The organism is Nocardia sp. NBC_00565, assembly GCF_036345915.1.
GTDB lineage: Bacteria > Actinomycetota > Actinomycetes > Mycobacteriales > Mycobacteriaceae > Nocardia.
The window spans coordinates 5,330,989-5,349,614 of the sequence record NZ_CP107785.1 but is presented as its reverse complement, the minus strand read 5'-3'; the positions used below and the strand labels follow the sequence as shown (position 1 = coordinate 5,349,614).

The window sequence follows — 18,626 nt, the reverse complement described above, 5'->3', positions numbered from 1 at the left end:
TGATCAACCATTCATCAGCGATGCGCCGGTCCGGGTGCCCGGTGTGGTCGAGGGGTGAGTCGAACTAGGTCGCGGGCGGCGAGGTCGAAGCGGGAGTGCTCGAAGTCGATTACGTGGATCGTGTCGGCGGTGTCGTAGATCAGATTGCGTGGGGTGAAGTCCAGATGGCAGGGCACGGCCGGGATCGGTCCTAGGGTGGCGAGATCGCGGAGGTGCGCGCGGATGTCGGCGCGTTCGTCAGTGGGAAGGATGTCCTGGGCTAGGTCCAGCCATCGCTCGCCGCGGTTGGCGAGCCAGGCCGCCATGTTCGGTGTGTCCCTTGGCGGTTCGGCGTCGTGCCAGGCGCGTAGGAGGGCTCCCGCTTGCTGGTATGCGTGCTGTTGTTGTTCGTTGGTGAGGTCGAGTTCGGTGACCGGTCGTCCGGTCAGCGCGGTGACGATGATTGCGGGTGGCTCGTCGATTTCGGCGAGTAGTTGTGGCGCTCGCTCGGCAACGGCGGGTACCCATTGGCGGTAGGCGTGGAGTTCTTGCTCGTGGCGTTCGGGGCTACGGAGGATCTTGACGATGACGTCACCGACGCTGGTCGCGGCCCGCAGCACAGTGGTCTGATCATGGCCCGTGTATTGAGTAACCGACTGCGCGTGTGGATCGAAGTAGCAGCGGCACAACATGAACACCCGGCTCGCTCTCGGCGGATGAGTGGTCCTGGCAAGAGGGCTGACGGGTCGATGAAGCAGTCCATGCGCGGGGCGGCGGATCGGTTCCCGCCCGGCCGCGCGCCCAGTGTCACTGCGGGTTGTGGTGTAGTCGTTCGCGTTCGGCGGTGAGCGCGGCGTTAGTGTGGCGCAGTTCGGTGTTGGCGTCTTCGAGGTCGAGGATGCGGGCGATCGCGGCGAGGTTGACCCCTTGCGCGGTCAGGGCGGCGATGCGCGCGAGCCGCGCCAGGTCGTCGTCGCTGTAGCGGCGGGTGCCGCCAGCGCTGCGGGCCGGTGTGACCAGTCCGTGCTGCTCGTACAAGCGCAGCGAATGCGTTCCCATCCCGGCCAGTTCGGCGGCCACCGAGATCCCGTACACCGCCTGCCCCGGGCCGGGCCGGTGACCGTGCCCCGGCGGGTGGTCCTCGTATCGATCCGACAGCATTCGACTCCTTCTCTCTGCCATCTCCAGATTACCTCCGCAGGATGCTTGCACTCATCTCGGCAGAGTGCTAAAACAAATCTATGTCAGATGACACAAGTTATCTGAGTTCCCTTCGATCGAGAATGGAGTGAGTAGGAGGTGGCGACCATGCTGATGCGCACCGATCCGTTCCGGGATCTGGATCGTTTGACACAGCAGTTGTTCGGCACGCCGGCCCGTCCAGCGGTGATGCCGATGGACGCCTGGCGCGAGGGAGACGAGTTCTTCGTCGAACTCGACCTGCCCGGCATCGACCCGGACTCGCTGGATCTGGATATCGAACGCAACGTGGTGACTGTGCGGGCCTCGCGCCCGGAACTGGCCCCCGAGCGGTCGATGATCGCCGCGGAGCGCACCCGTGGGGTGTTCAGCCGCCAGTTGTTCCTGGGGGAGAACCTCGACACCGACGCGATCCGCGCCGACTACCGCGACGGGGTGCTGCGCCTGGTGATCCCGGTCGCGGAGAAGGCCAAGCCCCGCAAGATCGAGATCAGCCGCCACGACGAACTCGAGGCCATCAACGCCTGACCCGGCGGCCTCACGGGAGTCCTGTGATGATGCCCGCGATGAGGTGCGCGACCGGTCACGCTGCAACCGAGGCCGGCGAGCTGTCGGGCCTGGATGCCCGGCTGCTGGTGTTGGACCCCGATCTCGAGGAACTGTTCGCCGAGATCGACCAGGTCTTGCGCGAAGCCCGGGATCGGTGGACGTCCCCGCCACCGCGCGGACCTCGCGCACCCTGGCCACGGCCGGGCGCGCGGCGCCCGGGAGGGCGGACCGCCCGGCTGCACGGACGCCGACCGGGCGTCGGGCCGGCCCGCCAGCGCGGCCCGCCCCGGCGCTGAGAGCCTCGGTGCGGTATCCGATGACGAGTGAGAGCGAGGTGATGCCCGTCGAAGACAACGAAGACCACACGAATCCGTTCGCACAGAAGTGTTTTCGCGATATACGGGCCGGCGGCCGGGCATGGTTCCTGCACACCGGCACCCGGACGTCAGGACACCCCGTCCGGCGCGTGCACAGCCACTGTCGTGGCACAGCAGGCGGGCACGGCGCGCCGCCCCTCGCGGGAGCACCGGCACAGGTTCATGTTATCCCTGCCGCCGACGGGTGGGCCCGGTCAGCATGAGGCTTCCGGGCTCACCCGGCCTTTCGCCGGATCGGCCACCCGATCGCATTCGAGGGAAGGAGACCGCCGTGACCGCCACCTGGACCACCACCCCTGCAGGCAGCGACTTCGACCGCGCCGGCCAGAACGTTCCCGTCCGCGACAGCGACCTCGACATCGGCCTGGACACCACCACGCTGCACCCACTCGCCGAGGCCCTGCGCGCAGCGATCGAGCCTGCCGACCTCACCGACCGTATCGATCAAGCCTGGATCACCCCACACGATGATGACGACTACGACTACCCCGCCCGCTGACCACAGCACCCGGACCCGCACTACCCGCACCGATCCCGCACGGCTCACCCCGGCGACTGCGACAGACCCGGCCGATCTCGGCGTCCCCGTCGTCTACTGGCCCGCCCCCAGCGGTCTCGAGCAGTGGTGGACCGAAGTCATGGACGGCGCCCTCACACCGACACCCATACCCGCCCCTGCGGCCGGGCCGGTCCCGCCCGCTGCCTGATCATCCGATCGCGATGGCTCTGATCATCCTGATCCTGGCCGCCGTGTCCGTCGCGGCCGATCCGTCAACGGAACACCCGAACCTGCCTGCATCGGCCCAATCAGCGTGTAGCGCCTTTCGTGGTGGAGGCGACCCGTGGTGTTCTCGTCCCACGGCCGGTTCGTTCGGCGATCGGCCAGGCCATCCCACAGGTCGACTCCGAGTCTGCAGCGCAGATATCAGGTCTCGCCTGGGAGGTGTACGGCGGACAGGAATTGCCAGACGCGGGTCGCGGCTTGCAGGTTGAAGCGGGTGTTGACGTCACGCAGGTCGAAGCCGGTGAGTTCCCGGATACGCCCGAGGCGATAGCGCAGGGTGCTGCGGTGGATGTGCAGTGCGGCGGCGGAATCGTCGTAGTTGCCGCCACATTCGAGGTATTGGCTCAAGGTGTGGACGAGGTCGGTGTTGCGGGTTCGGTCATAGTCGAGGAGCGCGCCGAGCCATTCACGCATGAATTCTTCGACTTGGCCGTCGGTATGGGCGGCATCGACCAGGCGGTAGAAGCCGAGTTCGTCGAATGCGGTCGCGCCGTCGGGTATTCGGGATCGCAGCCGGATATTGATGGCGCGGTGCGCGTCGGCGAAGGCACAGGCGAAATGGCTCGGCTGGTCGCAGCGGCCGCTGATACCGATGGCCACCGGTGTCGTGTCGAGGTGTTCGCGGATCGCGTGGTGCAGGGCGACCGGATCGGGTCGGCGGTCGGTGATCAGCACCACCATCCCGGCGTGGCGTCCCGGAATGTAGTGCAGGTCCATCGCGGTCGCGGCGCGGCCTACTGCCTCGGCGACCGCGCTGTCGGTGCTGTGCACCAGGACGAGGTAGTGCTGACCGTGCAGGTCGTGTCCCAATGCCTCGGCCCTGGCGAAGGCGCTGTCGTTGTCGGTACCGGACAGCAGATCGTCGACCAGGTCGCGGCGCAGTCGCAGCTCGATCTCGGCGACATTGCGTTGATGCGAGAGTTCGAGCGCGAGAACGGTACTGCCGTAGCTGAGGGCGAAGAGGTTCTCGTCGGTCACCCGATGGTCAAGGTCGACCAGCGCGAGTGTGCCGAGGATTTCGGCGCGCGGTTTCACCAGGATGATTACCCGGTCGTGTATGCGCAGAGGCGCGTTGGCTGTGGCGAGGCGGTGCAGCAATTGCTCACGTTGCTGCGGTGAGGGTTTCGGGTAGCGGTCCGGCAGCCCCGGCCCGGACCAGGCCCTCAGGTTGCCGAAGGGGTCTTCGATCGCTACGGGTAGCCCGGAGACCTGCGCGAGGGCGTCCGCGATCCCGTGCTCCCCGCCGCCGTACGCCGCAGCGCCGGCGAGCACTTCGTGTACCCGCATCTGGCTCTCCAGTCGGACCACACTGGCGGATAGGTGCTGGTTGGTCTCGGTCAATTGGATGGCGTGGGCGACCGACCGTGCACGCAGCGCGGCATTCGCCAGCGCCGCACCGGTCAGCTGAGCCAGCACGGTGAGCAGAAAGATCTCGTCCGCCCGTGGTTCGTGGTCGGCAGCGACAAGCAGAGAGCCGCGTGCTCCGGTCACGCTCGACAGGGTGAACGCCCAGCCCCACTGGCCGTCGGACAGGTCGACTTTGCCTGCACCGTCCTGCGCACGGATCTGGGTGTCGAGGTCGGGCCGCGCAGGGAGCGGCGGGTAGGGCAGAAATTCGCCGTCGACGGTGTGATAACTCGCCAGCGTGCGGCAGCACCCGAGCGAGGGAACCGCCTCCGCGGCGATCCGCAGGATGTCCAGGTCCTGATGTTCGGCGAAGAGCACCATCGACAGGGCGCACAGGGCGTGCATCGACGACAATTGGGCGCGGGCGAGCGAGTCATTGACGTGTGAACTCAACAGTTGCTGGTTCATGCGGATCGAGTCCGTGGGGTTAGGCGGCCGAAGCCGCACGCCAGCCTCGAAACCGCGGCGGCTTCGGTGCCCAATCCCGAATACTGACCGATCGTCGGCCTACCGCGAGCCCATGACCTGCTTAGATCACTGGTGGACCCCGTGCCGATGCGATGCTGCGGGCGTCGATCCTTGATGCTACACCGATCGGCGTGTCGCGCGTGGGCCGATGCGGCAATCGAGTGTGCTGGGTGCTCACTCGTCGGTGCAGAACCGTCAACATCTCCAGTCGCCCGGCACCGCATACCGATCAGCGCCTTTCGAAGTATTCGTGAACCTGCCGCACCGCCATCGCGCCCTCGCCCACCGCGGAGGCAACCCGCTTGACCGAGCCGCTGCGGACGTCGCCCGCCGCGAAGACGCCGGGCACGGTTGTTTCCAGCGGCACCGGTCGCCATTCGGGATAGCGGGCGTCCTCGTCGCGGGTCCGGTACACCGCATCCGGGCCGGTGCGAACGAAACCGTGATCGTCCAACCCGAGGGCGCCTACCAACCAGGCGCTACACGGTGTGGCGCCGATGAAGACGAAAAGGGCACTCACCGCGAGTGTCGCCTGCTCGCCGGTGCGATTGTCCTCGACCACGATCTCTTCGAGATCACTCGTGCCGTGCGCCCCGCGGACCTCACTATGCCGAAGTATCGTCACGCACGGATGTCGCTCGATCTGGTCCACCAGATATCGGGACATGCTCTTGCCGAGGTCGCCGCCCCGAATGAGCAGGTAGACACGCTCGACCCGCTCGGCGAGGAACACCGTTGCCTGTCCGGCGGAGTTGCCGCCGCCGACGATCGCCACCGGACCGAGACCGCACGTGGCCGCCTCCTGGTGCGTCGCGGCGTAGTGCACACCGGTGCCCTCGAAGAGCTCGATGCCAGGCACCGCCAACTTGCGGTATCGGGCGCCGGTGGCGAGAACGACGGCTCGGCCTACCAGCGCGCCGCCGTCGGAAAGGCGGAGCCGATGATGGCCGCCATCGGATTCGAGACCGGTCACCTCGGCCGACACCAGGATCCGGGCGCCGAACTTTTCGGCCTGCAGTACCGCCCGCTCGGCCAGCTCGGCGCCGGATATCCCGGCGGGGAAGCCCAGGTAGTTCTCGATCCGGGAGGAGGTACCCGCCTGCCCGCCGGACGCGATCACCTCCAGCACCGCCGTGTCGAGCCCATCCGACGCGCCATACACCGCGGCGGCCAGCCCCGCTGGACCCGCGCCGACGATGAGGAGTTCGCAGGTGTCGTGGCCGGTGTCCGGAACGGCAAGTCCGATTGCCCGCGCCAGTTCGGCGTTGGTCGGGTTGCGCAGGACCCGCTCGCCCCGCCATATCACCACCGGGGTGTCCTCCGGTCGGACCCCGAGACTGCGCAACAACTGTTCGGCGCGGCTGTCGCGCTCGAGGTCGATCCATCGGTGCGGCAATCGGTTTCGCACCGCGAATTCGCGCAACCGCCGAGTGTCGGGTGAGTAAGAGGAGCCGATGATCCGGAAGCCGGAACCGAGCCCGATCAGCAAACTGCGGCGGACCAGATACGCGCGCAGGATCAGATCGCTGAGCACCGGATCGTGTTCGACCAGCGCACGGACCCGCTGCGCCGGGACGGCAAGTACCTCGCCGTCCTCGACCATTTCCGCGGTGTAGAACGCGACCTGGCCCTCCAGCAGACCCAGCTCGCCGAGGAATCGGCCGGGGCCGTGCACGCGCACGATCCGGTGCGTCTGCTCGTCTCCGACGATCCCGACCTTGCCCGACAGGATCACGAAGAAGGTATCGCTCGGCTCGCCGGCCTGGACCAGCGTCGCGCCAGCGCGCACCCGTCTGCGGGTTCCGCCGACGGCGAGCGTCGCCACCTGCTCATCCGACAATCGTGGGAATGCCCCTGTGATATCGGATGTTTCGGTCGGCGTCACGCCCGACGCGGGGTTCTCAGACAAAGTTCTGGTGGACGTAGCACCAGCGCCAATTTTCGCCCGGTTCCATCGATTGGACGATGGGATGGCCTGCCCTGCCCGCATGCGAACGCGCGTGCCGCATCGGCGAGGAGTCGCAGCACCCGACGTGCCCGCAGGTCAAGCAGAGTCGCAGGTGGACCCACGGCGTCCCGCCCCGGAGACACTCTTCACAACCTTGCGGAGTCCGGGGGGTTACCGGCCGGATCGCGGCTGTGTGCGAATCGGTGTGCACAGAAGTCATGCCGTCGTCTCCTTCTTTCGGCCCTCGGCGAGTGCTTGGTCGAGCCATCGCCGCAATTCGGGCACCAGCGCGGCGCCCGCCTGCCGGGCCAAGACCTCGCCGTGCTGCAACACGAGTAGCGTCGGCACCGCACGGACGGCGAACCGTTGCGCGGTGCGGGGTGCGGCGTCCACGTCGACCTTGACCAGTTTCAGCTGGCCTGCGCGTTCGGTGGCGAGCTGCTCGAGCGCCGGGCTGACCATCAGACAGGGTCGGCACCAAGTCGCCCACAGGTCGACCAGCACTGGCACCGCCCCTTCCTCGGCCACCGCGGCGAAATCATCGTCGCCCGCTGCGACGATCCACGGCAGTGGCTCATGACAGTTGCCGCAGCGCGGGGTTCCGGTGCCCGCCGCGGCGGGCACCCGGTTGGTCTTGCCACAATGTGGACACTTGACCTGCGTCTTTTCCATGGCCCTACCGCTTTCTCAGGCCGCGACCTGCTGTTGCGTGTAGGCGACCGCCAGTTCGCCGCCGTGCACGGTCACTGTGACGGTGCCGCCCTGGTCGATGTCGCCGCGCAACAAGGCCCGCCCGATCTTGGTTTCCACTTCGTGGGCGATGTAGCGGCGCAACGGTCGCGCACCGTAGACCGGGTCGAAACCGTGCTGCGCCATCAGCCTGCGCGCTTCCGGCGTGATTTCCAGCTGGATCTGCCGCTGCGCCAACCGTTCGCGCAGCTCGGCGGTCTGGAGTTCGACGATTTGTTCGAGCTGCGGCAGCGTCAGCGGAGTGAACAGCACGATGTCGTCGACTCGATTGAGGAATTCCGGACGGAAGTGTCCGCGTAGTTCGGCGAGCACCCGGTCCCGGGCGTCCGGCTTGATCTCGCCATGACCGGTGACCCCTTCGAGCAGGTACTGGGAGCCGATGTTGGAGGTCATGATGATCACCGTGTTGCGGAAATCTACCTGCCTGCCTTGCGAATCGGTGATTCGGCCGTCGTCGAGCACCTGCAGCAGGGTATTGAAGACGTCCGCGTGCGCCTTTTCGATCTCGTCGAACAACACCACCGAATACGGCTTGCGACGCACGGCTTCGGTGAGCTGACCACCTTCGTCGTAGCCGACGTAGCCGGGTGGTGCGCCGATCAGCCTGCTGACGGTGTGCCGTTCCTGATATTCGCTCATGTCCAGGCGCACCATGTTGTCTTCGCTGTCGAACAGTGCGGCGGCAAGCGTTTTCGCCAGCTCGGTCTTGCCGACGCCGGTGGGACCCAGGAATATGAAGGAACCGATCGGCCTGCGCGGATCGCGGATCCCGGACCGGGCCCGGATCACCGCGTCGGCGACAACCTGCACCGCCTCGTCTTGGCCGATGACGCGCTCGTGCAGGATTTCGTCGAGCCGCAGCAGCTTCTCCCGCTCGCCTTCTTGCAGCCGAGCGACCGGAATACCGGTCCATGCGGCGACGATCTGGGCGATCTCGTCTTCGGTGACCACCTCCCGCAGCAGCGGTTGCTTGCCTTGCTTGGAGGTCAGCTGTTCCTCCGCGGCCTGCAGGTTTCGCTCGAGTTTGGTGATCTCGCCGTACCGCAGTTCGGCCGCGCGGTTGAGGTCGTAGTTGCGCTCGGCCTCTTCGGCTTCGTGGCGCAACTGTTCGAGTCGGCCGCGTAGTTCCTGGACCCGGCGGATCGCCTGCCGTTCGGCGTCCCACTGGGCATGCCTGGCGTCGGCCTCGGCGCGTGCGTCGGCCAACTCCTTGCGCAGTTCCTCGAGGCGGGCCTTGCTGGCGGCGTCGGTTTCCTTCGACAGTGCAGCCTCTTCGATTTCCAGGCGGGTCACCTTCCTGGTGAGCTCGTCGAGTTCGGCCGGCATGGAGTCGATTTCGGTGCGCAGCCGGGCGCATGCCTCGTCGACGAGGTCGATCGCCTTGTCGGGCAAGAAGCGGTCGGTGATGTAGCGGTGCGACTGGGTTGCGGCCGCGACCAGAGCCCCGTCCTGAATCTTCACGCCGTGGAACACCTCGAGGCGGTCGCGCAGGCCACGCAGGATCGAAATGGTGTCTTCCACGGTCGGTTCGTCCACCAGTACCGTCTGGAACCGGCGCTCCAGTGCCGCGTCCGGCTCGATGTGCTTGCGGTACTCGTCCAGGGTGGTGGCGCCGATCATGTGCAGTTCGCCGCGTGCGAGCATGGGCTTCAGCATGTTGCCCGCGTCCAGCGAACCCTCGCCGCCAACCGATCCGGCGCCGACCACCGTGTGCAACTCGTCGACGAACAACAGGATGCCGCCGTCGGCCGCCTTCACTTCTCCCAGCACGGCTTGGAGCCGCTCCTCGAACTCCCCCCGATATTTCGCACCGGCGACCAGCGAACCCATATCCAGCGCGAAGATCGTCTTGTCCCGCAAACCCTCCGGAACATCCCCGCGAACGATGCGCTGGGCCAGACCCTCCACGATCGCCGTCTTGCCGACACCAGGATCCCCGATCAGCACCGGGTTGTTCTTCGTCTTGCGACTCAGAATCTGGGTCACTCTGCGAATCTCGGCATCTCGACCGATGACCGGGTCGAGCTTGCCCGTGCGAGCTTCGGCGACGAGGTCGCGGCCGTACTTTTCCAGCGCCTCGTACGCGCCCTCCGGGGTTGCCGAGGTGACCCGCTGATTGCCGCGGACCTTCGTGAGCGCCGTGAGAAACGATTCCCTGCCGACACCCTCGCGAGCGAGCAGCCGCCCCGCGACACCGGCCGACCCCTCCTCGGCGAGGGCAAGCACCAGATGTTCCACCGACACATAGGAATCCTTGAGGCGCTTGGCCTCTCGTTCGGCGGACTCGAGCAGTCCGGCCAATCGTTTGGTGATCATCACCTGACCAGGCGATGCGCCGGGGCCGCCGACCTTCGGCCGACGAGACAACTCCAACTCCAGATCCGCTCGCAGCATATCGACTTCCGCACCCGCCTGGTCGAGCAGCCGGGGCACCAAGCCCTCCGGCTGATCGATCAACGCCAGCAGCAGATGCTCACCGTCGACTTCGGTGTGCCCCAACCGAATTGCTGTGTTCTGCGCTTCGTGCAGAGCCTCCCGAGACTTTTCGGTCAGTCGGCTGGTGTCCATGTTGAGGTCCTCCTTCGGCGAGGATCGGCTTCGAGCTTCTCGATTCGGTCCAGCAGATCGAGCACCAACCCGATCGCCGCATAGTTCAGGCCCAGGCCCGTCCGTAACCGTTGGATCCGGGCGACGACGGCCACCTCGGACGGTTCGAAACGCAGCTCCCCCGCGCTGTCGCGGGTGCAATCGAGCAGGCCGAGCGCGGCCAGCCTGCGCACGAGCTCGGGGTGCAACCCGACCCGCCGTGCGAAGGTTTCCAGCGGCAGCGGCGCCGGGCGTACCAAGACATACCGGTTGGCCGAAACAAAGGTGTTCATGTGCCCCTCCTCGGGTCGAAGGTCGATTCGGCCGCCAACTGCTCGAACAGCTTTCGTTCCTTCTCGGTCGGCTTCGCAGGCACCATCACCTTGACCTCGGCGTACAGGTCGCCGTTCGCGCCGCGTGGGTTGGGCATGCCTTCGCCACGCAACCGCAGCTTCCGTCCCGTAGACGACCCCGGCGCCACCTTGACCTTTGCCTCACCGTTCGGGGTAGGGACGGCGACCGTGGCTCCGAGCACCGCCTCCCACGGGGAGACCGGGAGGTCGAGGTGGATGTCGCGGCCATGCAGCCGGAATCGCCGATGTGGCTTGATCCGCACGACGAGGTACAGATCCCCGGCGGCCCCGTCACCGCTGCCGCGGCCGCCCTGCCCGGCCAGCCGGATTCGCTGTCCGTCGATTACCCCGGCCGGAATGTCGACGGTGAAGCTGCGCCCGTCCAAGTGGAGGGTCCGCTTGCCACCGCGGTAGGCCTCCTCGAGGGTGAGCTCGAACTCGGCCTCCTGGTCGGCGCCCGGAATCGGGCCGAATCCACCACGGCCGCCGAACATTCCGCTGAAGAGGTCCTCGAGATCGACGGGCCCACCGGCCCCGAATCCCTCGCCGTACTGGACCCGGGTGCCGCCGCGGCTACGCCCGAAACCGCCACCGGCCGCGGCAACCCGTTCGTCGTAGTCCTCCGGTATCTGCCGGAAGTCGGCGCCGAATCGGTCGTAGCGGCGCCTGGTCGACGGGTCGGACAGCACCTGATACGCCTCACCGATCTCCTTGAACCGATCCGCCGCCGCGGGCTCGGAATTAACGTCCGGGTGGTAGCGGCGGGCGAGCTTGCGATATGCCTGCTGGATCTGGTCCTTGTCGGCATCACGGGGCACCCCGAGGACTTCGTAGAAGTCGCGTGCCATCGGCGCTCACCCCTCCCCCCTGCTGACGACCACTGCCGCGGGCCGCAGCTGCCCGCCGTTCTCGCCGTATCCGGGGCGCACGACCTCGAGCACGGTGCCAGGCGGGACATCCGGCGCCTCGACCACCCCCACCACCTCGTGCACAGTGGGCGAGAACGGAACTCCGGTCTCGGCATATCGTGCGTAGCCGAGTTGCTCGAGCAGTTGCACCGCTTGGTCTCGGATCGATTGCACGCCTTGCACTATCGCGTCCGGCTCGCTGCCCGCGTGGGCCAGCGCCAGTTCCAGATTGTCCAGCACGGGCAGCCAGGCGGCGGCCACCTTGGACCGTTCGGCGGCACGTTCGCGGTCCAGGTCACGTGCATACCGCTTGCGTAGGTTGTCCAAGTCGGCGGCGGCGCGGCGCCAGCGGTCTTCCAGCTGGGCGACAGCCGAGTCGGGCTGGCCTGGGGGCGACTGATCCTGGCCCGTGTCATCGGTCTTCGCGTCGTCGGTCGACTGGTCGGCGGAACTGTCCATCAGCGTGCCTCAGCTCCGGTCGAACTCGGCGTCGATCACATCGTCGTCGCCCGGCGATGGCGTGGCGCCGCCCGGTTGTCCGCCATCGCCTCCGGTCCGGGCGGGTGCGAGTCCGTACAGCAGCTGCTGCAGTTCCGCGGTGAGCGGTTGCACGCGCTCCAGCGGGGCATCTTCCTTGACCAACTGCCTGGCATCGGCGATCAGCATCTCGGCGCGGGCTCGATCGTGAGGGGCGGCGGTGTCGCCGAGTTCGGCGAGGCGCCGCTCCACTTGGTAGGCGACCGAATCGAGTTCATTGCGGCCATCGACGGCCTTACGCAACTCCTCGTCCTCGCGGCGGTGGCTTTCGGCTTCGGCGAGCATGCGTTCGACCTCGCTCGGGTCCAGATTGGACTGCTCGCTGATGGTGATGCTCTGCTCGCGGCCGGTGTCCTTGTCGCGGGCGGTGACATTGAGGATGCCGTTCGCGTCGATATCGAAGGTGACCTCGATGTGTGCCTCGCCACGCGGGGCGGGCCGAATGTCCTCCAGCCGGAACCGGCCGAGCACGCGATTGTCGGCGGCGCGCTCCCGTTCGCCTTGCAGTACCACGATATCGACGGCGGGCTGATTGTCCTCCGCGGTGGCGAATACCTCGGTGCGCCGGGCCGGGATGGTGGTGTTGCGTTCGATAATTTTCGTCATCACCCCACCCTGGGTTTCCACGCCCAGCGACAGCGGTGTCACGTCGAGCAGCAGCACGTCGGAGACCTCACCCTTGAGCACACCCGCCTGGATGGCCGCGCCGAGCGCGACGACCTCGTCTGGGTTGACGCTCATGTTCGGGTCCTTGCCGCCGGTGAGCCTACGGACCAGCGCCTGCACCGCCGGGATGCGAGTGGAGCCGCCGACCAGGATCACCTCGTCGATGTCGTTGGCGGTCACCTTGGCATCGCTCATCGCCTGCTCCACCGGGTCGAGGCAGCGTTGCACCAGATCCGCGGTCAGGTCCTCGAATTTCGACCGCATGATCGTGGTGGTGAGGTGCTTGGGACCGTTCGCGTCGGCCGTCACGAACGGCAGATTCACCTGGGTCTGCGCCACCGACGACAGTTCGACCTTGGCCTTCTCGGCCGCCTCGAAGAGTCGCTGCAGCGCTTGCGGGTCGGCGCGCAGGTCGATGTGCTGGTCACGCTGGAATTCGTCGGCCAGATAGTCGACCAGGCGACGGTCGAAATCGTCGCCGCCGAGATGGGAGTCGCCTGCGGTGGCGCGCACCTCGACCACGCCGTCACCGACGTCGAGCAGGCTCACGTCGAAAGTGCCACCGCCGAGGTCGAAGACCAGCACGGTCTCATGGGTCTGTTTGTCCAAGCCGTAGGCCAGCGCAGCCGCGGTCGGCTCATTGATGATCCGCAGCACGTCTAGCCCGGCAATGCGGCCGGCGTCTTTGGTGGCGTTGCGCTGGGCGTCATTGAAGTAGGCGGGCACGGTGATGACTGCTTCCTTGACCCGCTCGCCCAGGAATTTGCTTGCATCGTCGACCAGCTTGCGCAGCACCAGTGCGCTGATCTCCTCCGGCGCGTACAACTTGCCGCGGACGTCGAAGCGGGCCGCGCCGCCCTCTCCCGCGACGACATCGAAGCTCACCGCTTTGGCTTCCTCCGATATCTCCTCGAAGCGGCGGCCGATGAATCGCTTCGCCGAATAGATGGTGCCCTTCGGATTCAGGATCGACTGCCTGCGGGCAAGTTGCCCGACCAGGCGCTCGCCGCCCTCGGTGAACGCGACCACCGACGGTGTCGTGCGCGCTCCCTCGGCGTTTGCGATCACCACCGGCTCACCGCCTTGCCAGCTCGCGATCACGGAGTTCGTCGTTCCCAGATCGATGCCTACAGCTGTTGCCATGACGGATTCCTTCGGGTCGGTGCGACAGGCTGACAGCCGGATGTTCGTCGGCGACCACCGTAGGTGTGCGCTTGCCCGACAACGCCGTCCCCTGCGATTCAGCGCGTCGAGCACTCCTCACTACAGTGTCCGCGCTATACAGAACTTCCGACTGCCCGATCCTTGCAAACCGATTCGCGACAGAACACGGTCCGGGAAGCCGAACCCGGAACTGCTATTCGCCCTGCCGTAACAGGGGTTCGACGCCGGTAGACGGCCTTCGGCACACTGTTTCGAGGCCCTAACGACCAGGGCCAGCTGACGCGATACCAGTCGGGGGTAGGAACCGAGAGCGGTGGTCAGTTCGGCTGGCTGCCGGGGGGAATCGCCGGGGAAGGGTTGTCCGGCAACATGATGACGCCTACCACTGGCTGACCACCGCTTACCGACCTGGGGACCGAATCGCGCTGCTCGGTTTCAGTCGCGGTGCCTTTACCGCATAGCCTCCCTGGTAGCTCCATGCACTGGATGTGCCCTCGGCGGGGCGCGTCGAACACGGGAACGCGGACGACTTGCGGTTTTCAGGTGGGCGGTTGGTGATCGAAGCCGATTATCAGTGGTCGATCAGTGTGACGCGGGCGGGATACTCTGTTCGTACTGGAAGACGTTGTGCGGGTCGTACTTCGCCTTGATCCTGCGCAGCCGCTCGAAGCGCTGGCTCCCCCAGTAGGCGGTCTGCCACTCTTGCATTCCGACGTTCGGCACGTTGACGTAGGCGCCGTCCGCGTAGGGCCGCAGCGCCTGGCTGAACTCAGCGGTCCAGGCCTGGGCCTGCGAGGTCAGCGGGTCGCCGACGCCTGGTTGTGTTGAACGAGTCCCCCAGGCTGCGCCGATCTCGCCGTAGAAAAGCGCGTCGCGATGTGCGAACGCCGTGCCGCCGGGGGGCTCCCTCTTGATCGCCCCACCGAAGGCATCGACGAAGTAGTTGCTCTCCTCTGTGGGAGCGTTTCGCATGAAGTCGCCGATGATGTCGATCGCCTTCTTCGGGAACTGCTCTTTGACGAACTCCGAGAAGAACTTCCAGTTCGCGGGCTCTTGCGCGAGCGGGACCTGGGCTCCCGCATAGAAGTCGCCCCAGTGACCGACCTGCACCGTGACATCGGGCGTGCCGACCGACAGGATCGGAGCCAGCATCTCTGTGGCCTGTGCCGCTGCCCCGTCCACAAGCCACGCGGACAGCAGGATCTGGGACTTGTGGATCTCGAGCTCGGATCCCAGACGGCTGTCGGCGGACGGTACCGTACGCTGCCACGCTTCGAAGACCCCGTACAGGTCCCCAAGTCCATCCCATGTCGCCTGCACATAGGCGAGATGCTCGAGCGGATACACCTTATATGTGAGTTGTGTGACGATCCCGAAGTTGCCGTTTCCCGCCCCGCGAAGCGCCCAGAGCAGGTCCGAGTGGTGCTGCAAGTCCGCGTTGATCACCTCGGCGCAGTCGTGACCCGACGGGACGACGACCTCGGCCGCGATCAGGCTGTCGCAGGCCATGCCGAGCCAGCGGTTGAGGGGCCCGAGGCCACCGCCAAGCGTCGCACCACACAAGCTCACGCTGCCCTCGCTCCCGGTTGTGACCGCAAAGTTCTGCTTCGCGAGCGTCGTCACCGCTTCCAGTTGGTTCAGCCCGGCACCGACCGTCGCGATACGAGCGCCAGGGTCGATCTGGACCGACTTCAGCTGGCTGACGTCGATTACGATGCCGTTGTCGAGGTTCGACCAGCCTTCGAGGGCGTGGCGGCCGCTCCGCACCCGCAGCGCGATGTCGTGCTGGCGCGCCCACGTCAGGGCGTTCACCACGTCCTGGGTTTCCTGTGCGAAGGCGATGACCAGCGGATAGTGAGAAAAGAGCTGGTCCCAGCCGAGTCGCGCATCCGTGTACGACACGTCACCCGGGCGGACGATGTGGCCGGTCAGCGTCGCGGGCGGGCATCCCGGGCTTTTACTCGGGTGGTCCGCGGCCGCAATTCCCGGGGCGCTTGCGTCCGCAATATCCGGCGTGTCTGCGGCCGTAAGGCCCGAGACAACGACTGCTCCGACGCCAGCGGCCGCCGACGTCCTGAGCAGGTCACGGCGAGAAAGATCGCTCAAGGTTCAGATCCTCTCAATCGGTCTACGCCAGTACCGGGCTGCCAAGGGAACTCTTACCCGTTGGCCGCCGGACAGTCCTTTGTGGTCGACCCCCCGCACGGTAGCGGGATGACGTGGTGGTGTGTCCCGACACGCCAATCGAGAACGATGACGACAGCCTGAAGGAGTAATGGACCGAGCACACCCTCTACTCAGCGGGGTTTGCCGGCTTTCACGATCGCCGAGTGCATACCGTCGGCCACCGAATGGGTCGGGATGATCTCGACATCACCAAATCCCGCCGTCTCCAGGTGGTTTCGGAATCCCGGTGCACCTGGTCGTGCGCTGTCGCTGGTGACAGTGACGGAGCGGCCCGTGCGCTAGACATTGCGCGTGACGCGCTCGAGGCAGCGAACCACGCGGCCCCGCACTGGTGCGCTTGGGTCGATCACGCCGAACTCGACATCATGACCGGCCGTGTCTGGTCGGTACTACACCAGCCGGACAAGGCCACCGCGCCATTGGAACACGCACTTGCGACCTATCCCGATCACTGGGCGCGTGACAAGTTCGCCCTGGTGCCAGAACACCGACGCCGCTGGCCCAGTGATCTCGGCACCGGCCGCCAGACGTTCGCCGACTACAGTCCGCGCAATCATCCTGGCATCGGCATCGGCATCGGCATCGGCATCGGCATCGGCATCGGCATCGGCATCGGCATCGGCATCGGCATCGGTCGGAGTCGTAGAGACCACACTCTCACCGCTGTCATGCGACAAACACTATGCGGCTCACAGCCTGTTATCTCGAAAAGGGTCGCCGATCAGGTAAAAGGCGGCGATAGCGATACCGGAGACCGAATGCGGCGCGACGGTTCGGTGAACGATCGGTGTGACCATCGTCTCGTTCACCGAACCGGCATCGTCGCGACACTTCGAGGTTGCTCCGGCGCAGTTTCGGGCTGGCTTCATCACCGATATGACTATTTCGTCCGTGTTGACAGCCCCGGCTCGACCGACGGACTCCGGGGTGGAACGGTCTCGGTATTCGCTGGTCGTATCGTCGGATTCGGCGCACCGACTGGCCGCGCAGCGGCTGCGCTACGGCGTCTTCGCCAGTGAGCCCGGCTTCCAGATCCCCGATGACGGAACCGGTCTCGACGCGGACCGGTTCGACGAGCACTGCGATCACCTGCTGGTCCGTGACGATCGGACCGAGGAATTCGTCGGCTGCTACCGAATGCTCCCGCCGGACAAGGTGATCGCGGCGGGTGGCTACTACACGGCCACCGAATTCGATCTGGCCCAACTCGATCCGGAGGGTAACCGGATCGTGGAGATGGGCCGCGCCTGTGTGGTACCGGACCACCGCAACGGCTCGGTGCTGACCCTCATGTGGGCGGGCATCCTGCACTACATCCAGCTCACCGGATACGAGTGGGTGATGGGCTGCGTCTCGGTGCCGATGCAGGACACACCCGCCGATCCGGCCGGGGTGAACGTGCGCGGCGTGCGCGACATGCTGCTCAGCCGGCACGGATCCGATCCCGAGCGGCGGGTGCACCCCTACCGGCCGGTGGTCGTCGACGGGCTGACGCTGGACGAGATGACCCCGCCCGCGCGCCCGAACCTGCCGCCGCTGCTGCGCGGCTACCTGCGCCTGGGCGCGGAGATCTGCGGTGAACCCGCGCACGATCCGGATTTCGCGGTCGCCGACTTCGTCGCGCTGCTCGGCCTGGACACGATCAACACCCGCTACCTCAACCGATTACAAGAAGCCGCCAACGCACTCGACGGGGGACGGTGAGTCAGATGGTGTTCGACGCGCCGCCCGCACAGAGCACCGCGCACGCGTGGATGCCGTCGAGCCCGTGTGGGCCCGGCTGCATCGATCCGGTGGATGAGATCGGTACCGCACGGGTCGTCGGCCGACTACTCGGCGTGGCCGGGCTGCTGGTCAGCTTCCCGATCGTCAATGTCATCACCCCGCGCGGCAGGCGCGAACATCTGCAACGGCGTTATGCGCGAACGGTCCTGAGCTGTCTGGGGATTCGGTTGCGTGTCGTCGATAACCGGACCGCTGACGCGGAATCGGCCGAGGCGCGGTTCGCCGATCCGGGCGAGGGTCTGCTGATCGTCGCCGGACATATCGGCTGGACCGATGTGGTCGTACTGGCCGCGGTGCAGCCGCTCGGCTTCGTGGCCCGCGCCGATATGGTCGACTGGCCGCTGCTCGGCGGTCTGGCCAAGCTGATGCGGGTCATCCCGATCGAACGCGAACGGCTGCGCGAATTGCCCGGTGTGGTGGCGCGTTTGGGCGAGCGGCTGGCGTCGGGGAATCGGGTCGCGGTCTTCCCCGAGGGAACCACCTGGTGCGGCCGCGCCTACGGCACTATGCGGCCCGCGCTCTTCCAGGCCGCCGTGGACACCGGAACATCCGTGCAGCCGGTGCGTGTGCGGTATCTGGACGCGCACGGCACGCAGTCGACGATTCCGGGATTCGTCGGCGACGACACCTTCGGCACCTCCGCGAAGCGGGTGCTGCGCTCGCGCGGCATGGTCGCCGAAGTGGTGCTCGAGCCGGTGGAGTATCCGGGACTCGATCGGCGCGACCTGGCCCGCCGGTGCGAACAGGCCGTGCGTGGCGCGGATCTGTCGCGGCACGGCGTCGCCATCGAGGCATCGGAGTGGATCGAGGCGACGGCCACTCGGGTGCAGGATCCGGAGTCGGTCGAGGAGCGTGCGCCACAGGTCGTGCGGCGGTCGTCGCGGCTGCGTCCGTTCCGTCGTTCCGGCCGCCGCGGTGCCGGTCACGAGGCTGCCGAGGGTTCATCAGCGTCGGTCTAGCGGATCCGGGGTCGGTCTT

The 18,626-nt window shown here is 66.7% G+C and carries 20 protein-coding genes; 7 read left to right on the top strand and 13 right to left on the bottom strand.

The annotated features are described in order from the left end of the window. Positions 1 to 14: 14 nt before the first annotated feature. On the bottom strand, positions 15 to 671 hold the full coding sequence (locus OG874_RS25060; RefSeq protein WP_330257403.1) for an aminoglycoside phosphotransferase family protein: 657 nt from the start codon (positions 669 to 671) through the stop codon (positions 15 to 17). 115 nt (positions 672 to 786) lie between these two features. After that, positions 787 to 1,140 (bottom strand): MerR family transcriptional regulator, encoded by a 354-nt coding sequence (locus tag OG874_RS25055; RefSeq protein WP_330249585.1) that lies wholly within the window; start codon positions 1,138 to 1,140, stop codon positions 787 to 789. 147 nt (positions 1,141 to 1,287) lie between these two features. Between OG874_RS25055 and OG874_RS25050 the strand changes: the two genes are divergently transcribed. The 4 genes from OG874_RS25050 to OG874_RS25035 all read left to right on the top strand — a co-directional run bounded on the left by OG874_RS25050 (position 1,288) and on the right by OG874_RS25035 (position 2,812). Further along, positions 1,288 to 1,707, top strand: a complete 420-nt coding sequence (locus tag OG874_RS25050) for an Hsp20/alpha crystallin family protein (protein ID WP_330249584.1) — start codon at positions 1,288 to 1,290, stop codon at positions 1,705 to 1,707. Positions 1,708 to 1,745: 38 nt separating this feature from the next. Then, positions 1,746 to 2,024: a hypothetical protein gene (locus OG874_RS25045; protein ID WP_330249583.1), complete on the top strand. Its 279-nt coding sequence runs from the start codon at positions 1,746 to 1,748 to the stop codon at positions 2,022 to 2,024. Between the two features lie 352 nt (positions 2,025 to 2,376). Next, positions 2,377 to 2,604, top strand: a complete 228-nt coding sequence (locus OG874_RS25040) for a hypothetical protein (protein WP_330249582.1) — start codon at positions 2,377 to 2,379, stop codon at positions 2,602 to 2,604. Next, on the top strand, positions 2,576 to 2,812 hold the full coding sequence (locus OG874_RS25035; RefSeq protein ID WP_330249581.1) for a hypothetical protein: 237 nt from the start codon (positions 2,576 to 2,578) through the stop codon (positions 2,810 to 2,812). The genes OG874_RS25040 and OG874_RS25035 overlap by 29 nt, the downstream gene beginning before the upstream one ends. Before the next feature lie 218 nt (positions 2,813 to 3,030). Here OG874_RS25035 and OG874_RS25030 read toward each other — a convergent pair whose 3' ends face one another. The 9 genes from OG874_RS25030 to dnaK all read right to left on the bottom strand — a co-directional run bounded on the left by OG874_RS25030 (position 3,031) and on the right by dnaK (position 13,655). Beyond that, on the bottom strand, positions 3,031 to 4,704 hold the full coding sequence (locus OG874_RS25030; RefSeq protein ID WP_330249580.1) for a PucR family transcriptional regulator: 1,674 nt from the start codon (positions 4,702 to 4,704) through the stop codon (positions 3,031 to 3,033). Positions 4,705 to 4,993: 289 nt separating this feature from the next. Next, a complete protein-coding gene (locus OG874_RS25025; RefSeq protein ID WP_330249579.1) occupies positions 4,994 to 6,754 on the bottom strand; it encodes an FAD-dependent oxidoreductase in 1,761 nt (586 codons plus the stop codon). Continuing rightward, positions 6,666 to 6,932 (bottom strand): UBP-type zinc finger domain-containing protein, encoded by a 267-nt coding sequence (locus tag OG874_RS25020; RefSeq protein WP_330249578.1) that lies wholly within the window; start codon positions 6,930 to 6,932, stop codon positions 6,666 to 6,668. Before OG874_RS25020 ends, OG874_RS25025 begins: the two co-directional genes overlap by 89 nt. Then, positions 6,929 to 7,384 (bottom strand): thioredoxin family protein, encoded by a 456-nt coding sequence (locus OG874_RS25015; protein WP_330249577.1) that lies wholly within the window; start codon positions 7,382 to 7,384, stop codon positions 6,929 to 6,931. The genes OG874_RS25020 and OG874_RS25015 overlap by 4 nt, the downstream gene beginning before the upstream one ends. A 15-nt stretch (positions 7,385 to 7,399) precedes the next feature. Continuing rightward, positions 7,400 to 10,030 carry an ATP-dependent chaperone ClpB gene (clpB, locus tag OG874_RS25010; protein WP_330249576.1) on the bottom strand — a complete coding sequence of 877 codons (2,631 nt, stop codon included), beginning with the start codon at positions 10,028 to 10,030 and terminating at the stop codon, positions 7,400 to 7,402. Then, positions 10,012 to 10,341 carry a chaperone modulator CbpM gene (locus OG874_RS25005; protein WP_330249575.1) on the bottom strand — a complete coding sequence of 110 codons (330 nt, stop codon included), beginning with the start codon at positions 10,339 to 10,341 and terminating at the stop codon, positions 10,012 to 10,014. The genes clpB and OG874_RS25005 overlap by 19 nt, the downstream gene beginning before the upstream one ends. Then, positions 10,338 to 11,249 carry a J domain-containing protein gene (locus OG874_RS25000; protein ID WP_330249574.1) on the bottom strand — a complete coding sequence of 304 codons (912 nt, stop codon included), beginning with the start codon at positions 11,247 to 11,249 and terminating at the stop codon, positions 10,338 to 10,340. The genes OG874_RS25005 and OG874_RS25000 overlap by 4 nt, the downstream gene beginning before the upstream one ends. 6 nt (positions 11,250 to 11,255) lie before the next feature. Beyond that, positions 11,256 to 11,768, bottom strand: a complete 513-nt coding sequence (locus OG874_RS24995; RefSeq protein WP_330249573.1) for a nucleotide exchange factor GrpE — start codon at positions 11,766 to 11,768, stop codon at positions 11,256 to 11,258. A 9-nt stretch (positions 11,769 to 11,777) separates the two neighbouring features. Beyond that, positions 11,778 to 13,655, bottom strand: coding sequence for a molecular chaperone DnaK (dnaK, locus tag OG874_RS24990; protein WP_330249572.1), 1,878 nt, complete (start codon positions 13,653 to 13,655; stop codon positions 11,778 to 11,780). Between the two features lie 305 nt (positions 13,656 to 13,960). Between dnaK and OG874_RS44845 the strand changes: the two genes are divergently transcribed. Continuing rightward, the gene (locus OG874_RS44845) at positions 13,961 to 14,137 is read left to right on the top strand and encodes a phospholipase effector Tle1 domain-containing protein (protein ID WP_442943425.1); all 177 of its coding nucleotides are present in this window, start codon (positions 13,961 to 13,963) and stop codon (positions 14,135 to 14,137) included. A 121-nt stretch (positions 14,138 to 14,258) separates the two neighbouring features. Here OG874_RS44845 and OG874_RS24985 read toward each other — a convergent pair whose 3' ends face one another. Next, entirely contained in the window at positions 14,259 to 15,782 is a 1,524-nt protein-coding gene (locus OG874_RS24985; protein ID WP_330249571.1) for an FAD-binding oxidoreductase, read from the bottom strand. Positions 15,783 to 16,252: 470 nt separating this feature from the next. Then, complete coding sequence (gene cutA, locus OG874_RS24980; protein ID WP_330249570.1) at positions 16,253 to 16,516, bottom strand: divalent cation tolerance protein CutA; 264 nt, start codon at positions 16,514 to 16,516, stop codon at positions 16,253 to 16,255. Positions 16,517 to 16,739: 223 nt separating this feature from the next. Between cutA and OG874_RS24975 the strand changes: the two genes are divergently transcribed. Both OG874_RS24975 and OG874_RS24970 read left to right on the top strand, forming a co-directional pair. Further along, positions 16,740 to 17,567, top strand: coding sequence for a GNAT family N-acetyltransferase (locus tag OG874_RS24975; RefSeq protein WP_330249569.1), 828 nt, complete (start codon positions 16,740 to 16,742; stop codon positions 17,565 to 17,567). Next, positions 17,564 to 18,607 (top strand): lysophospholipid acyltransferase family protein, encoded by a 1,044-nt coding sequence (locus OG874_RS24970; protein ID WP_442943095.1) that lies wholly within the window; start codon positions 17,564 to 17,566, stop codon positions 18,605 to 18,607. The genes OG874_RS24975 and OG874_RS24970 overlap by 4 nt, the downstream gene beginning before the upstream one ends. The last annotated feature ends 19 nt before the right edge of the window (positions 18,608 to 18,626 follow it).

What these genes read in the sequence shown, in the direction of transcription:
- OG874_RS25060 (WP_330257403.1), bottom strand. Translation starts at nt 671, where the DNA reads ATGTTGTGCCGCTGCTACTTCGATCCACACGCGCAGTCGGTTACTCAA.
- OG874_RS25055 (WP_330249585.1), bottom strand. Translation starts at nt 1,140, where the DNA reads ATGCTGTCGGATCGATACGAGGACCACCCGCCGGGGCACGGTCACCGG.
- OG874_RS25050 (WP_330249584.1), top strand. Translation starts at nt 1,288, where the DNA reads ATGCTGATGCGCACCGATCCGTTCCGGGATCTGGATCGTTTGACACAG.
- OG874_RS25045 (WP_330249583.1), top strand. Translation starts at nt 1,746, where the DNA reads ATGAGGTGCGCGACCGGTCACGCTGCAACCGAGGCCGGCGAGCTGTCG.
- OG874_RS25035 (WP_330249581.1), top strand. Translation starts at nt 2,576, where the DNA reads ATGACGACTACGACTACCCCGCCCGCTGACCACAGCACCCGGACCCGC.
- OG874_RS25030 (WP_330249580.1), bottom strand. Translation starts at nt 4,704, where the DNA reads ATGAACCAGCAACTGTTGAGTTCACACGTCAATGACTCGCTCGCCCGC.
- OG874_RS25025 (WP_330249579.1), bottom strand. Translation starts at nt 6,754, where the DNA reads ATGCGGGCAGGGCAGGCCATCCCATCGTCCAATCGATGGAACCGGGCG.
- OG874_RS25020 (WP_330249578.1), bottom strand. Translation starts at nt 6,932, where the DNA reads ATGACTTCTGTGCACACCGATTCGCACACAGCCGCGATCCGGCCGGTA.
- OG874_RS25015 (WP_330249577.1), bottom strand. Translation starts at nt 7,384, where the DNA reads ATGGAAAAGACGCAGGTCAAGTGTCCACATTGTGGCAAGACCAACCGG.
- clpB (WP_330249576.1), bottom strand. Translation starts at nt 10,030, where the DNA reads ATGGACACCAGCCGACTGACCGAAAAGTCTCGGGAGGCTCTGCACGAA.
- OG874_RS25005 (WP_330249575.1), bottom strand. Translation starts at nt 10,341, where the DNA reads ATGAACACCTTTGTTTCGGCCAACCGGTATGTCTTGGTACGCCCGGCG.
- OG874_RS25000 (WP_330249574.1), bottom strand. Translation starts at nt 11,249, where the DNA reads ATGGCACGCGACTTCTACGAAGTCCTCGGGGTGCCCCGTGATGCCGAC.
- OG874_RS24995 (WP_330249573.1), bottom strand. Translation starts at nt 11,768, where the DNA reads ATGGACAGTTCCGCCGACCAGTCGACCGACGACGCGAAGACCGATGAC.
- dnaK (WP_330249572.1), bottom strand. Translation starts at nt 13,655, where the DNA reads ATGGCAACAGCTGTAGGCATCGATCTGGGAACGACGAACTCCGTGATC.
- OG874_RS24975 (WP_330249569.1), top strand. Translation starts at nt 16,740, where the DNA reads ATGACTATTTCGTCCGTGTTGACAGCCCCGGCTCGACCGACGGACTCC.